Source organism: Enterococcus sp. DIV0240d (assembly GCF_051711245.1).
Taxonomy (GTDB): Bacteria; Bacillota; Bacilli; order Lactobacillales; family Enterococcaceae; genus Enterococcus_D; species Enterococcus_D casseliflavus.
This window is the reverse complement of sequence record NZ_JBIOMG010000001.1, coordinates 2351912-2365852: the sequence shown is the minus strand read 5'-3', so window position 1 is coordinate 2365852 and position 13941 is coordinate 2351912. Positions and strand designations below refer to the sequence as shown.

Below are 13941 nucleotides of genomic sequence, written 5' to 3'. Positions count from 1 at the left end.
ATGTCAAAACTAGTCACTTTTTTTAGAGTAAAGTTTCACAATGATTTTCATCCCCATGGTAAAGGGATGATCTCTGTACATAATGGATATAGCTTGTTATTTCTTTTCAATTTGCTGCTATTTTTCTTTGCTATGTTGTTTTTTGATCCAATGGTGGCAATCGAAGAGCTCAAGTTGATTTTGTTTTCGGAAAGTCATTTAGTCACCGATTATATTGCCATGACCTCGGTAGGGACGGCTTTGTTAAATAGCAGTCTGATGACCTTTGTAGCGATCTCGATTTGCTATCACTATCGGGTACCGATCACGGGCGGTGCCGTCTCTGCGATCTTCATGGTGACTGGCTATGGCTTTTTTGGGAAAAATCTCCTGAATTTTATCCCAATATTTTTAGGCGTTCGACTGTATTCGTATTTTATGAACGAACCATTGAAAAAATTTTTGTTGATCGCCCTCTATGGGTCATCGGTTTCCCCAATCGTCAGCTATTTTGCTTTCAATGATTCCTTGCCACCATATTTTAGTCTTGTGATGGGGTATGGCATTGGGATCTTCACCGGTTTTTTGATGGTTCCTATGGCTTTATACTTTCAAGCGCTGTTTCAAAGTGTCAGTCTATACAGTGCGGGATTTACTTCAGGGATGCTATGCACACTGGTCGCTGCCATCTGCCGAATGTTTGGCTTAACGATCGAGCTAAGAACATTAGTATCTCAAGAACAGCAACCTCGATTGATTTTTATGATGCTGGTTTTAGGAGGGGTATTCGTCGGCTATGGTTTGTTGATGGCGATTAAGAAAAAACGATTGAATATGCGAGCGATTTGGTCGCATAGTGGCAAAATCGAGCGCGATATTTTAAGGGATACCGGCGTTTACAATACCATGATCAATATGGGGTTAATGACATTCTTGTTAGTGGCTTACGTAGTCAGTATTGGTGCGGTTTTAAATGGACCAGTTATCGGTGCGATCTTTTGCGTCATCGGCTTTTCTGCTTGTGGCTCTCATGTGTTTAACTCGCTGCCTTTATTGGCAGGGGTGACGATCGCCAATCTATTGAGCGTATACACCATCAATGAGACGGTTACAGTCACGTCAGCGATTTTTGCGATGATGCTCTGTGCAGTAACGAATGCCTATGGCTGGAAAGGCGGCTTGGTGGTTGGTTTTGTCCACGCCTCAATGGTACTGAATATTGATTTCTTACATGGCGGGTTGAATCTGTATAACAATGGTTTTTCTGGCGGGCTAGTCGCCATGATGATCATTCCCTTATTGGATCTCAGCAAACAGCTCTGGCAAAAATCAGCCGATCAGGCACAAGCTACCGAGGAAGAAAAACCACAAATGGACTTGAAGGCACAAGAAAGCGAGCAGCCATTGGTCCCATTGGATCAAACAGAAGGAAAAACTAAATTTTCCGAGCCTGTAAAGGTATTAAAACCCGTTGCCCAAAAGAAACACTATGGAGTAGGTGATTGGGAGTAGAGACATTGTCAGTGCTGTTTGTTACTTGTTTAACAAGCATAGGTTGCATGTCTTTCGTCGCTGGAAATCATGGGAAAATGAAAACCAACCAAGAACAAGCAACGATTGGTTGTTCTTGGTTGGTTTTTATTCGTGTTCGTTTCTAAAAAAATCAACGATTGGCTTATAAGATTTCTGCCTGCAAGCGTTGGGCAGTCGGTGTCATGGCTAGACCGCCTTCAGCCGTTTCCTTGAAAATGCTAGGCATTTGGCGACCGACTTGATACATCGCTAAGACCACTTCATCAGGTGGGATAACACTTTCGATTCCTGCCAGTGCCATGTCGGCAGAGATAAAGGCTTGGGAAGATCCCAGGGCATTGCGCTTCACGCAGGGGACTTCGACTAAGCCCGCGACAGGGTCACAAATCAAGCCCATCATATTTTTGAGGGTGATCGCCACCGCTTGAGCCGCTTGGTGAGGGGTGCCACCTTTTGCACAAACCAAAGCTGCTGCTGCCATTGCGCTAGCAGAACCGATCTCCGCTTGACAACCGCCTTCGGCTCCAGAAATCGAGGCATTGTTAGCAATCACCAGACCAAAGGCGCCGGCTGTAAACAAAAAGTCGACTTGTTGCGCTCGAGTCAGTGCTAAACGTTCACGTACGGCCATCAAGACACCAGAAACAACACCCGCACTACCGGCAGTCGGTGTTGCACAGATCAAGCCCATTTTCGCATTGACTTCGTTGACTGCAATGGCATTTTGGACCGCTTGTAGAATGGTTTCTCCGCTTAAAAAATCACCGGCAGCAAGGTAGTCGTTCATGCGTGTCGCATCGCCGCCGGTCAATCCCGTCACCGATTTTACACCAGCGACACCTTCAGCGACTGATTGTTCCATAACAACTAAATTCTTTTCCATGATTGCAAGGATCTGTTCGCGACTACGGCCAGTATTTTCAGCTTCGATCGCAATCATCATCTCTGCAACGGAAGGATAATTTTTACTCTCTGTTACTAATTCTTCTATTGTATAGAACATGTGCCTTTTCTCCTTTAATCAAAATACGCAGCGCTGTAAACGTGTGGCAAAACTTTGATTTGTTGCGCCAGCTGATCATTGCGCTGATCGACTTCGATGATCATGATTGCTTTATCACCGACAGCTTCTCTTGTTACGGTCATCGTACCGATATTGATTTGAGCCTCTGATAGTAAATTGGTTACTTTTGCAATCATTCCTGGAACATCTTGATGAACGATCACATAAGTTGGCGTACCCAGCGTCAGAGAAATTTTGAAGCCGTTAAGCTCTGAAATTTGAATATTACCACCACCGATCGAGATACCAGTGACAGAAAGTTTGTGGCTACCTTTTGTCAAAATCATCTTGACCATATTTGGATGTTCCGCTTTTTCTTTTTTAGGAACGAATAGGACTTCGATCCCTTTCTCATAAGCGATTTTTAAAGAGTCTGCTAGGCGAGCATCATCTGGCTCCATGCCTAAAAGACCGCCAACTAACGCAATATCGGTTCCATGACCGCGATAGGTTTTGGCAAACGATTCATACAAAAGGATATCAACACTGTCTGGCTGTTCACCAAAAATACTGCGAACGATTTTTCCGATCCGAGCCGCACCGGCTGTATGAGAACTGCTGGGACCCACCATGATGGGACCGATTATATCAAATACACTGCGGTATTTTAATTGTTCCATTTTTTTCACCTCGATAGTAGTAAACGAATAGGGAAGAATTCCAGTAGTAGTGTAGCATAAAAAAATGAGAGAATGAAAAAAGCAGACCAAAAGCAAGGGATTTTTATTTATTTTTTTATCAAAGGAATGACGAAAAGCGATGGTGAGTATTTTTTCAAAAAAATCAGCTGAAAAACCTTGAATTATTCCTTAAAGATGCTATAATATTCCAGTGTGCTTTCGTCACACGTTTTTTGTGTGTGCACATGAATCACCAAAGTGGGAGGAGAAATTTGGATCTCCAATTAACCACATCACGGACTCAAGGAGGTATGTCTCGTGGCAAAAAAAGTAGAAAAAATCGTTAAATTGCAAATTCCTGCAGGTAAAGCAACACCAGCTCCACCGGTAGGTCCTGCGCTAGGTCAAGCGGGTATCAACATCATGGGATTCACTAAAGAATTCAATGCTCGTACAGCTGATCAAGCAGGTTTGATCATTCCAGTAGTGATCTCTGTATACGAAGACCGCTCATTTACTTTCGTTACAAAAACACCACCAGCAGCAGTATTGTTGAAAAAAGCAGCAAACGTTGAAAAAGGTTCAGGCGAACCAAACAAAACAAAAGTTGCAAAAGTTTCACGTGATCAAGTAAAAGAAATCGCTGAATTGAAAATGGAAGACCTAAACGCAGCTGACGTTGAAGCAGCAATGCGCATGGTTGAAGGAACTGCACGAAGCATGGGGATCACTGTAGAATAATTACAGCCCTAAGGAAGTAGCTTCTCAGTCGGCTTCATATTGAAAAATATGGGACACGTGGGAGGTTCTACCGTTATAACCACATCAAGGAGGAAACAAAATGGCTAAAAAAAGCAAAAAAATGCAAGAAGCATTGAAAAAAGTTGATGCTACAAAAGCTTATTCAGTTGAAGAAGCAGTAGCTTTGGCAAAAGAAACAAATATTGCAAAATTCGACGCAACGGTTGAAGTTGCTTACAAATTAAACGTAGACCCTAAAAAAGCGGATCAACAAATCCGTGGCGCGGTTGTATTACCAAACGGTACTGGTAAAACACAAACAGTTTTAGTTTTTGCTAAAGGCGATAAAGCCAAAGAAGCAGAAGCAGCTGGTGCTGATTTCGTTGGTGACGACGATATGGTTCAAAAAATCCAAGGTGGCTGGTTCGATTTTGACGTTGTTGTTGCAACGCCTGACATGATGGCTACTGTTGGTAAATTAGGTCGTGTGTTAGGCCCTAAAGGTTTGATGCCTAACCCTAAAACTGGTACAGTAACAATGGACGTAACAAAAGCAGTTAACGAAGTAAAAGCTGGTAAAGTTACTTACCGTGTTGACAAAGCTGGAAACATCCACGTACCAATCGGAAAAGTTTCATTTGAAGATGACAAATTAATCGAAAACTTCAAAACGATCCATGAAACATTGTTGAAAGCTAAACCTTCAGCAGCAAAAGGTCAATACATGAAAAATATCTCAGTTACAACAACATTTGGGCCTGGGATCCATGTAGAACAAGCTTCTTTCTAATTTAATACAAAAATTCAAAACTTTTATTGACTTGACTACCTTATCTATGGTAAGGTAGTCAAGGTTAAAAGTTTAACTGTACCGAAGACAGTAGGTGGCGTTTGCCTTAATTTCCTACCGAGGACGTTTATTGAGAATCTTCAATAGTCCCTCTATGTCTACGGTGGCATAGAGTTTTTTTATTGTCCTTTATAGGACGAAGAAATTCTTCCATCAAAATCAGGAGGTGAAATATAAATGAGTGAAGCAGCTATCGCTAAAAAATCCGCGATCGTTGATGAAGTGAGTGCAAAATTCTCTGCAGCCGCATCTGTAGTCGTTGTTGACTACCGTGGTCTAACTGTTGATGAAGTAACTCGCTTACGTAAACAATTGCGTGATGCAAACGTTGAGATGAAAGTTATCAAAAACTCAATTCTTTCTCGTGCTGCTGAAAAAGCTGGTCTAGAAGGTTTAGGTGAAGTATTCACTGGCCCTACTGCCGTAGCATTCAGTAACGAAGACGTTGTTGCACCTGCAAAAATCATTAACGATTTCGCAAAAGACGCAAAAGCTTTAGAAATCAAAGGCGGTATCATCGAAGGCAAAGTTTCTTCATTGGAAGAAATTACTGCATTGGCGAAATTGCCAAACCGCGAAGGACTTCTTTCTATGTTGCTATCTGTGCTACAAGCACCTATCCGCAACGTGGCTTACGCTGTCAAAGCAGTGGCAGAAAAAGAAGAAGATGCAGCATAATTGCCGCATGATTTTTCAGTATTAAAAAACTAAACTACTTACTTAAATGGAGGAAAACAAAATGGCATTGAACATTGAAAACATTGTCGAAGAGCTAAAAGGCGCGACAATCTTAGAATTAAACGATTTAATTAAAGCTATCGAAGAAGAATTTGGCGTATCTGCTGCAGCTCCTGTAGCTGTAGCTGGTGGAGCTGGCGATGCTGGTGCTGCTGAAGAACAAACTGAATTCACTGTAGAATTGACTGCAGCTGGCGATCAAAAAGTTAAAGTTATCAAAGCAGTTCGTGAAGCAACTGGCTTAGGCTTGAAAGAAGCGAAAGCAGTCGTTGACGGAGCTCCTTCAGCAGTTAAAGAAGGCATCTCTAAAGACGAAGCTGAAGCATTGAAAGCAGCTTTAGAAGAAGTTGGCGCTTCAGTAACTGTAAAATAATTTTTCTTAGTGTCAAATCCTTTTGTATGAAGGGATTTGGCGCTTTTTTTTAGTAAATGAAATTCCTGAAAAAGGAATAAGCAGCGATCCTCGTTTCTTACTAGCGAGGATCACTGCTTATTTTTTTCGAAATTGTTGGAATAAGAACACAAAAATAAAAAAGAAAAATGCTTCCCACAATGTTGTGGTCCAGCTAAAGCTGCGGTTGATACCAAAAACGAGATTACCGATATTGGAAACCACCAAATACAATGCTGTTGCTAGCAAAGAATAGCCGAGTCGTTTGCCCATCATTACGCCTCCCTTTGCTATGATTGTAACAAGTCAAAAGAGTTGTGGCAATCAATTCTCTCCTGATGGAAAGGAATTGGTTGGCGGAAAGAGAATAAAACGAACGATCACAGTGGACCGTTCGTTTTATGATGGTCTATGGGTGTGGCTATTTCAATGGGACATCAAAGATCCAACCTGTTGGGGCCGCAATATCTCCAAATTGAATGCCGGTCAATTGATCATACAATGCTTTTGTTTGTGGACCAACTTCCGTTTCACTATAGAACACATGAAAATCCTCACCGTTTTGGATCCCGCCGATTGGGGAGATAACAGCAGCTGTTCCGCAGGCACCCGCTTCGACAAACCGATCCAGCTCATTGAGATAAACATCGCCTTCAACAGGGGTCAATCCTAATGAGTGCTGCGCTAGATGCAGCAATGAATATTTTGTGATACTTGGCAAAATAGAAGGAGATTTTGGTGTCACAAATTCATTGTCAGCCGTGATTCCAAAAAAGTTAGCAGAACCGACTTCTTCGATTTTGGTATGCGTTTCTGGATCCAGATAGATGCAGTCGGAAAATTTCCGCTGATGGGCTTCGTATCCAGGCAACAAACTCGCAGCATAATTTCCACCAACTTTGGCTGCGCCAGTACCATTTGGTGCCGCGCGATCATAATCAGAAACAATGAAATTGGTCGGTGTCAATCCGCCCTTAAAGTAAGGACCGACAGGCATACAAAAAACCGTAAAAATATACTCTGGTGCTGGACTGACACCGATGTTTTCTCCGACCCCAATCAATAGAGGACGAATATACAAGGTGGCGCCGCTGCCATAAGGTGGAACATATTCCTGATTTGCTTTTACTACTTGTTTTACCGCATCTAAGAAAAAGTCCTCAGGAACCTCTGGCATGCGCAGGCGATAGGCACTGCGATTCATCCGTTTGCTATTTTCGTCTGGACGGAACAAATTGATGCCGCCATCTTTTCTTCGGTAGGCTTTTAGTCCTTCAAAACATTGCTGTCCATAATGAAGAGCGGTTGATCCCTCGTGGATATGCAGATAATTATCCTCGGTAAGTTCGCCTTCATTCCAAGAACCGTCTTTCCATGTTGCCAAAAAACGCCATGGCGTCTTGATATAAGAAAACCCTAAATTTGACCAATCGATTGTCATTCGTTCACACCCTTTTTTAATTTTTCTAAGTATAGCACTTCAGAAAAGAAATGTCATTATTTTCTGAAAATTCTTCTGTAAGAATATTTGGTGACATTGACGTGTAAAGGATAGGGAAGTGCTCTTCGCTTGTACGAGTTCCCCAGTTTGTTTTTCTACAAGTTCTATGCTTCAATGAGAGTATAAAAAAACAAAAAAGGGGGAACGTTTGTGATTGAGGAAGTGTTGACGGACAGTCTGGGGATCGCTGCTGCGTATCGACGATTGAAACCAATCATGATCCATACACCACTTGCACCAAGTAATATTTTAGGCAAAGAAAAAGAGGGCACGATATTTTTGAAATTAGAAAATCTACAGCGTACCGGCTCCTTTAAAGCGCGGGGGGCGTATAACAAGCTCGCTTCATTGACTGATGCAGAAAAACTTCGCGGTGTCATCGCCTGTTCTGCAGGAAATCATGCGCAAGGTGTTGCTCTCGCAGGATCGTTACTGGGGATCAATGTCCGAATCTTTATGCCATTAACGGCTGCTAAAACAAAAATAGAGGCGACAAGAAGCTATGGCGCACAAGTCATTTTAGCAGGAGAGACGTTTGATGAAACCAAACAACTGACAGTAGACGCCATGAAAGACAGTGGCGAAGTTTTTGTCTCTCCCTTTGATGATCGTGCAGTAATGGAGGGGCAAGGAACGATTGCGATCGAACTGTTGGAGGATCTTCCAGATGTTGATAATGTCATTATTCCCATCGGCGGTGGTGGGTTGATCGCTGGGATGGCTTTAGCCTTAAAAGAACTTCGTCCAGAAGTCAAAATCATCGGCGTTCAATCCTATGGCGTTTATGGTATGATCGCATCGATCTGGCAGCAAAAGCTGGTAGCCAATCGCCGCAGTAGAACGATCGCCGATGGCTGTGATGTTGCTTTAGCAGGAGAGCTGACCTATGATGTTTTAAAGACCCGTATCGATGAAACGGTCTTAGTTGAAGAATCCGACATCGAACAAGCGATCCATTACTTGGCTTTGAAGGAAAAAGTCATTGCAGAAGGTGCTGGTGCATTAAGTACAGCGGCGATTTTAAGCGGACAGATCGATCATTTACTTCGAGGAAAGAAAACTGTGGCTTTGGTCTCCGGCGGCAATATTGATTTCTCTGTGTTTAAGGAAATGATTTGAATAAAAAGCATACTCAAGTAAAATCGATGAGGTGCATTTGAAATTATCAAAAGGATCTCTATATCTTTACCTGCGATAGGGTCAAAATCATTGTGACGATAGCTAAAGGATCTTCTAGATTCATGGTATGAATAGCAGCAAAAAAAAGAGTTCCCGTTTGAAGGAACTCTTTTTTACATTCAAAACAACTATTTAACGATTAGAAACTGCGTCCGCCGCCGCCGAAAGTACCGCCGCCAGAAGAGTGAGTCGTACTGCCGCCGCCACCGCCAGAAAAACCACCACCGCCGCCTCCGCCATTATTCGAAGGACGGGGGATGCGTCTGGTTGTGACAAAGGAGTTGACTAAGCGATCTTCTTTTTGGGTCAGATCAATACTTGATTTTTCTAGATAGTTAAATTTGTAGCCGCCCATTTTTAATTGGTAACGGGATTTAACAATGATGAAAAAGGCGATACTGATCACTGCTGCGATTGCTAAGCAAATAGCAATTTCTAGTGGCGTCATCACTTTGTAATAAGTAATTTTTCCAGTATCACGATCGATACGATAGTGATCGGCAGGAACACCTGCTTCCACAAAACCAGCCGCTTTTTGCAGATAGACCAATGCCGCTTGGTAATAATTTCCCTCTGCCATCTGGTCAAATACCGCATCAAGTAGCTTGTCTAGACGTGAGTCAGTGAGGTAATCAATCATATTTCCAGAAGTCGAAACGTGAAATTTACGTTGCGACATATCGATCACCAAAGCGGATCCGTTGTTGTCGTTGCCGATCCGTCTTGAAAGATATCGATTAGTATACAACTCGATATCTCCCGTGTTGCTGTTCGTTGTTTGAATAAACACTTCGCCTTTGATTTTCGCATTCAGCGCTTCTGCTTCTTCATTCAACTTCTGGATTTCTTGTTCGGTAAAAAGTCCAGCGTGGTCTGCGACTGTCTCTTCGGCTGCGAAGGCGGGCAGGGTGGTGAAGAAAAAGCCAACCAGCAGAAGCAACAAATAAGATAGTTTTTTCATAAGAAATACGCTCCAATCAATGCGAGGATGGTCGTTGCCGCGAAAATTGCACCACTGACGATTCCCAAGCGTTTGTAACTGATTGGTAAAACACCGCTGACTTTTCCTGTTTGCCCATTCATCGCATAATAAAAGGCACTCTTGTTTTCATCATCGGCTCGATAGGTCACTAGCCATACAGGAAGCAAAACGTAATTGTTTTCTTCTTTTGTTAGATTGATGGATCGATTGTTGCGTTTAAAACTAGTATAGCCATTGACGGTACCTGCTAGCAGGTTTTCAGCATAACCCGATAATTCGTTTTTGACTTCGTCGGAAAGATCAATGTATTCAATGTCTCTTTTTTCTGCTTGGAAGCCGGCTAAATACTGACTGCGAAACGCAACAGCTTTTTCAAGGGGAAACGGCTGAACGCCAGTTACCATTTTTTGTTGGACGTTTTTTGACAGCGCATGCTTGAGCAATTCATTCACCTTGATTTTGCCTCGTCGCAAGACATCGTATTGTTTGTGTTCAGTATATTCAATATCACCAACGCGCCAAATACGCAAGGAGGTACCCATTCCTGAGAGGGAGCCGTTCATCTCGGCATCGACGACCCAATAAGGGAAGTATACGCCAGTCAATTTCTCTACTTGTGCTTGGTCGAAGAAATCCCGTGGGACGAATTTTTTCTTTTGCGCCCATTCTAAAAACTTTTGCGTTGCTTCTTCTTTTTCGATCGCAAAGGGAAGGACTTTGTTTGGCAAAAATTCTCCCGAAAGCCGTCCAGATAAAACGACCGGGTTATGGCAAAAGTAGCAATAGGTTGCAGCTGTAGTCGCATCCGTCACGATTTCAGCACCGCAGCTGGGGCAGGTGAAAAGGTCCATCTGTCCCGCTTGTGCATTGGCTTGTTGCTGCACTTCTTCTTCAAGGCTCGGCTCCGTCACTGAGGTAGCCGTGGCATCTACAGAAGAATCAGCGGCCATTTGCGCTTCTTTTTGCTTTTCTTCAAAGGCAGTGACTTCGTCTTCAGTAAAAATACTCAGACAAAATGGACAATGAAATTTTTGATCGCCAGGTTCAAAGGTTAAAGCGCCCCCACAATTGGGGCACTTATGTGTGATAACATCCATCAGCAATCCTCCTCAATTAGTCTACTGGGACACCTTTGAAAGGTTTGCCGCAATTCGGACAGAATTTTGGAATGCCGTTGGCTAAATCGATCACTTCACCACAATCGCTACATTTCATTTTCAGGCTTGGTCCATCGCTCGTTGGTTTAGGCGTGCCGCAATTGCTGCAGAATTTACCAGTATTGGAGGTGCCGCATTGTGGGCAGTCCCAATGATCTGCGTTGTTTTGTGCAGGTGCTTGTTGCTGCTGCATCTGCTGTTGGTTGTTTTGTGACGCTTGGTTCAAATAACCGCCACCAGCGTTCATCCCCATGCCCATGCCAACAAACCCAGTCGTAGCGCCAGCGGCATTGCTACCGGCAGATTCCATACCACGAGCAACCGAACCTTGAACATAGCCTTCACGAATCGAAGGGTCGCCTAACATTGCCCCTTGGTTCCGCATGTTGATCAATTTTACGGAATCATCCGTATAAGAGATGCTTGCGACGGCAACCGAAACGATTTCCATTCCTCGGAGTTCTCGCCAGCTGTCATCAAGAACTGTTCCCATATATTTGCTTAATTCCATGCTCTTAGATGGAACGTAAGAAATTCGTTCGCCATCAGCGGACATTTTGTTGATCGCTGTTTGTAGGGCGGTCAAAAATTCAGCTAAGTACTGCTCGTTGATGTCGTTGATATCGACTTGACTTTTGTTTTTTGGGATCGCATTCGTATAGAACAAAATTGGATCGGTAATTCGTAAGGAATAGTTTCCGTGCGCCCGCAAGAAAAGTTCTGCGTTGTAAAAGTTGTCAAAATAATTCAAAGGCGATGAAGTACCGAAGCGAATCCCTTTGATTTCTTGTAGATTGATATAAAAAACTTGTTGTTTTTGCGGTGTAACGCCACCAAACTTAAAGCGGTCAAACGTTTCTGAAATCGCATCTTTCAATGAACCGTTTAACATTGAAGGCGCTAATTCGTTTTTCACTGTATAGTAGCCTTCTTCGGCGGTATAATCGATGATTCGCCCGCCATCAACCAATAACATCATCATATTCGGATAGACATGGATCACTGAGCCATCAGTGATGACATCTTCCGTGCCTTTTCTGTTGGAACCGCGTTTGTCATTACGCCGCACTTTGACACCTTTTGTCATTACTGTCGAATCGCTCATATTGTCAGGCTCGATCACCTCTAGCCATTGATCTGCTAATCCGCCGCCAATTGCGCTTGTTGCCGCTTTGATAATACCCATTTTCAGTCCTCCTTTAAATTGTTTTCATCACAATAGATGAACATAGATTCATTATACCATAGGAGGTGAGATTTACGTTATCAGTCTAAAGTTGGAGAGGAGTTTTTCGCAAAATCCATCAATAAACGGTTCGTTCGCAGGTGGATTTGAATAAAAGAGACAAATTGGAGGTTGCGGATTAAATTTCCATTTCTTTTGAGATTCCCCCACGCAAACGGTGGTTTTTTTGGCTGATATTACGTATAATAGAAGGTAGCGAATTTTGAAATGAGTGTGGAAAACTATGGCTTATCAAGCATTATATCGTGTTTGGCGTTCTCAGCGTTTTGATGATGTTGTCGGACAAAAAGCAATTACCCAAACCTTAAAAAATGCAATCGATCAAAACCAGATCTCGCATGCCTATTTATTTACGGGTCCTCGAGGAACCGGGAAAACAAGTGCAGCGAAAATTTTTGCCAAAGCCATCAATTGTCCGAACCAGGTCAACGGTGAGCCTTGCAATGAGTGCGACATGTGTCGCTCAATCACAGCAGGGACGCAAGAAGACGTGATCGAAATCGATGCGGCAAGCAACAACGGTGTAGAAGAAATTCGCTTTATTCGTGATCGTGCGAACTATGCACCGACCCAAGCTGAATACAAAGTTTATATCATTGATGAAGTGCACATGCTGTCAACAGGCGCATTCAACGCTTTACTAAAAACATTGGAAGAACCGCGGAAAAATGTTGTCTTTATTTTGGCAACAACAGAGCCCCATAAGATTCCAGCAACGATCATTTCCCGAACCCAACGCTTTGATTTCAAACGGATCAATACGCAAGATATCGTGGGTCATTTAGAAACGGTCCTTACTACTAGTGAGATCAATTACGAAGCAGAAGCTTTACAGATCATTGCGCGAGCCGCAGAAGGCGGTATGCGGGATGCCTTGAGTATCACCGACCAGGCGATCGCTTTTAGTGATGGAACCGTAACGACCCAAGATGCTCTTGAAGTGACGGGCAGCTTGTCCTATGAAATGATGGACCGTCTGATGCAAGCTTGCGGGGAAAAAGAAGTTGCCGATGCGTTAGCGACCTTGCGGGAGTTATTAGCCTCTGGTAAAGAAGCCCGACGTTTATTGGAAAACTTGTTGGTTTATTGTCGAGACTTGCTGATGTATCAACAAGCGCCGCAGCTGCTATCTGAAAAGTCGCTGCAGTTGACTGAAGCGTTTCAAACGCTGGCAAAAAATACCCCGCCAGCAAAAATCTATCACTGGATCACGGTCTTAAACGATACGCAAAATGAAGTACGATTTACGAACAATCCTACGATTTATTTGGAAGTGGCTGTGGTCAAATTAGCCAATGATCCAGAAAGTGCTGCTGTTGCTAGCAATTCAGCTGATAATAGTCAAGAAGTGGCGCAGTTACGTCAAGCATTGCAAAAACTTCAGGCAGAGGTGCAACGACTGCAGGAGAATCGACCGGCAGGTGCCGTTGCGGAAACCACTGCGCCAGTGAAGAAAGCCAAGACGACCACTACGTTCCGTTTACCAAAGGAACGCGTGTTCCAAGTACTGAAAAGTGCAACGAAGAAAGACTTGGCAAACGTTCGCAATGTTTGGGACGATCTTTTGATGTCTGTTTCCGTGACGCAAAGAGCGATGCTGCATTCCAGTGAAGCAAAAGCTGCCAGCGAATCTGGCGTCGTGATCGCTTTTGACTATGAGATCTTATGCCAGCGAGCAAGTAACGACCAAGAGTTTCAATTGATGATCCATAATCAATTGTCTCGCATGATCAAAGACTACGCCCCACAGGCTGTCTTTATCACAAAAGAAAGTTGGCCGGCACTACGGCAAGAGTTTTTGGCCGGCGGTCAAGCAGCGGCAGATTCGGAAATTGAAGTAGACCAAGAAGAGACCGAAGCCGCTCCTGTCGAACCAGAAAATGACGACTTAGTGACAAAAGCGCAAGAGTTATTTGGTGAATTAACCAGCATTGAAGAAAATTAATGAAAATGGAGTGATT

At 43.3% G+C, this 13941-nt stretch carries 14 protein-coding genes and 1 other annotated feature; of the genes, 7 read left to right on the top strand and 7 right to left on the bottom strand.

Going from position 1 to position 13941, the window contains the following annotated elements; all coding sequences use genetic code 11:
• Positions 1–1491 (top strand): DUF1576 domain-containing protein, encoded by a 1491-nt coding sequence (locus IGJ25_RS11175; RefSeq protein WP_005229777.1) that lies wholly within the window; start codon positions 1–3, stop codon positions 1489–1491.
• A 163-nt stretch (positions 1492–1654) separates the two neighbouring features.
• Here IGJ25_RS11175 and sdaAA read toward each other — a convergent pair whose 3' ends face one another.
• Together sdaAA and sdaAB are read right to left on the bottom strand one after the other, a co-directional pair.
• A complete protein-coding gene (gene sdaAA, locus IGJ25_RS11170) occupies positions 1655–2515 on the bottom strand; it encodes an L-serine ammonia-lyase, iron-sulfur-dependent, subunit alpha (RefSeq protein WP_225001013.1) in 861 nt (286 codons plus the stop codon).
• Positions 2516–2529: 14 nt separating this feature from the next.
• Complete coding sequence (gene sdaAB, locus IGJ25_RS11165) at positions 2530–3195, bottom strand: L-serine ammonia-lyase, iron-sulfur-dependent subunit beta (RefSeq protein WP_005229781.1); 666 nt, start codon at positions 3193–3195, stop codon at positions 2530–2532.
• Between the two features lie 318 nt (positions 3196–3513).
• Here sdaAB and rplK point away from each other — a divergent pair, with 318 nt between their 5' ends.
• From rplK to rplL, 4 genes are all read left to right on the top strand, one after another.
• The gene (gene rplK / locus IGJ25_RS11160) at positions 3514–3936 is read left to right on the top strand and encodes a 50S ribosomal protein L11 (protein WP_005229787.1); all 423 of its coding nucleotides are present in this window, start codon (positions 3514–3516) and stop codon (positions 3934–3936) included.
• 100 nt (positions 3937–4036) lie between these two features.
• Positions 4037–4726, top strand: coding sequence for a 50S ribosomal protein L1 (gene rplA, locus IGJ25_RS11155; RefSeq protein WP_005229790.1), 690 nt, complete (start codon positions 4037–4039; stop codon positions 4724–4726).
• Between the two features lie 63 nt (positions 4727–4789).
• Positions 4790–4916, top strand: a sequence feature (ribosomal protein L10 leader region).
• 47 nt (positions 4917–4963) lie between these two features.
• Complete coding sequence (rplJ, locus tag IGJ25_RS11150) at positions 4964–5464, top strand: 50S ribosomal protein L10 (RefSeq protein ID WP_005236672.1); 501 nt, start codon at positions 4964–4966, stop codon at positions 5462–5464.
• A gap of 61 nt (positions 5465–5525) precedes the next feature.
• Positions 5526–5897 carry a 50S ribosomal protein L7/L12 gene (gene rplL / locus IGJ25_RS11145; protein WP_003127081.1) on the top strand — a complete coding sequence of 124 codons (372 nt, stop codon included), beginning with the start codon at positions 5526–5528 and terminating at the stop codon, positions 5895–5897.
• A 117-nt stretch (positions 5898–6014) separates the two neighbouring features.
• On the opposite strand, the gene IGJ25_RS11140 is transcribed toward rplL, so the two are convergent.
• Together IGJ25_RS11140 and IGJ25_RS11135 are read right to left on the bottom strand one after the other, a co-directional pair.
• Complete coding sequence (locus tag IGJ25_RS11140; protein ID WP_005231922.1) at positions 6015–6188, bottom strand: hypothetical protein; 174 nt, start codon at positions 6186–6188, stop codon at positions 6015–6017.
• 148 nt (positions 6189–6336) lie between these two features.
• Positions 6337–7356 carry a branched-chain amino acid aminotransferase gene (locus IGJ25_RS11135; RefSeq protein WP_005229799.1) on the bottom strand — a complete coding sequence of 340 codons (1020 nt, stop codon included), beginning with the start codon at positions 7354–7356 and terminating at the stop codon, positions 6337–6339.
• 210 nt (positions 7357–7566) lie between these two features.
• Here IGJ25_RS11135 and IGJ25_RS11130 point away from each other — a divergent pair, with 210 nt between their 5' ends.
• Complete coding sequence (locus IGJ25_RS11130) at positions 7567–8535, top strand: pyridoxal-phosphate dependent enzyme (RefSeq protein ID WP_225001012.1); 969 nt, start codon at positions 7567–7569, stop codon at positions 8533–8535.
• A gap of 199 nt (positions 8536–8734) precedes the next feature.
• Here IGJ25_RS11130 and IGJ25_RS11125 read toward each other — a convergent pair whose 3' ends face one another.
• The 3 genes from IGJ25_RS11125 to IGJ25_RS11115 are packed head-to-tail and all read right to left on the bottom strand — an operon-like array spanning position 8735 to position 11920.
• Positions 8735–9556, bottom strand: coding sequence for a TPM domain-containing protein (locus tag IGJ25_RS11125; RefSeq protein ID WP_225001011.1), 822 nt, complete (start codon positions 9554–9556; stop codon positions 8735–8737).
• Positions 9553–10674: a TFIIB-type zinc ribbon-containing protein gene (locus IGJ25_RS11120; protein ID WP_225001010.1), complete on the bottom strand. Its 1122-nt coding sequence runs from the start codon at positions 10672–10674 to the stop codon at positions 9553–9555. Before IGJ25_RS11120 ends, IGJ25_RS11125 begins: the two co-directional genes overlap by 4 nt.
• Positions 10675–10690: 16 nt before the next feature.
• Complete coding sequence (locus IGJ25_RS11115; protein ID WP_074535172.1) at positions 10691–11920, bottom strand: SPFH domain-containing protein; 1230 nt, start codon at positions 11918–11920, stop codon at positions 10691–10693.
• Positions 11921–12203: 283 nt separating this feature from the next.
• Between IGJ25_RS11115 and dnaX the strand changes: the two genes are divergently transcribed.
• Positions 12204–13925 (top strand): DNA polymerase III subunit gamma/tau, encoded by a 1722-nt coding sequence (gene dnaX, locus IGJ25_RS11110; RefSeq protein WP_231472596.1) that lies wholly within the window; start codon positions 12204–12206, stop codon positions 13923–13925.
• Positions 13926–13941: the final 16 nt, after the last annotated feature.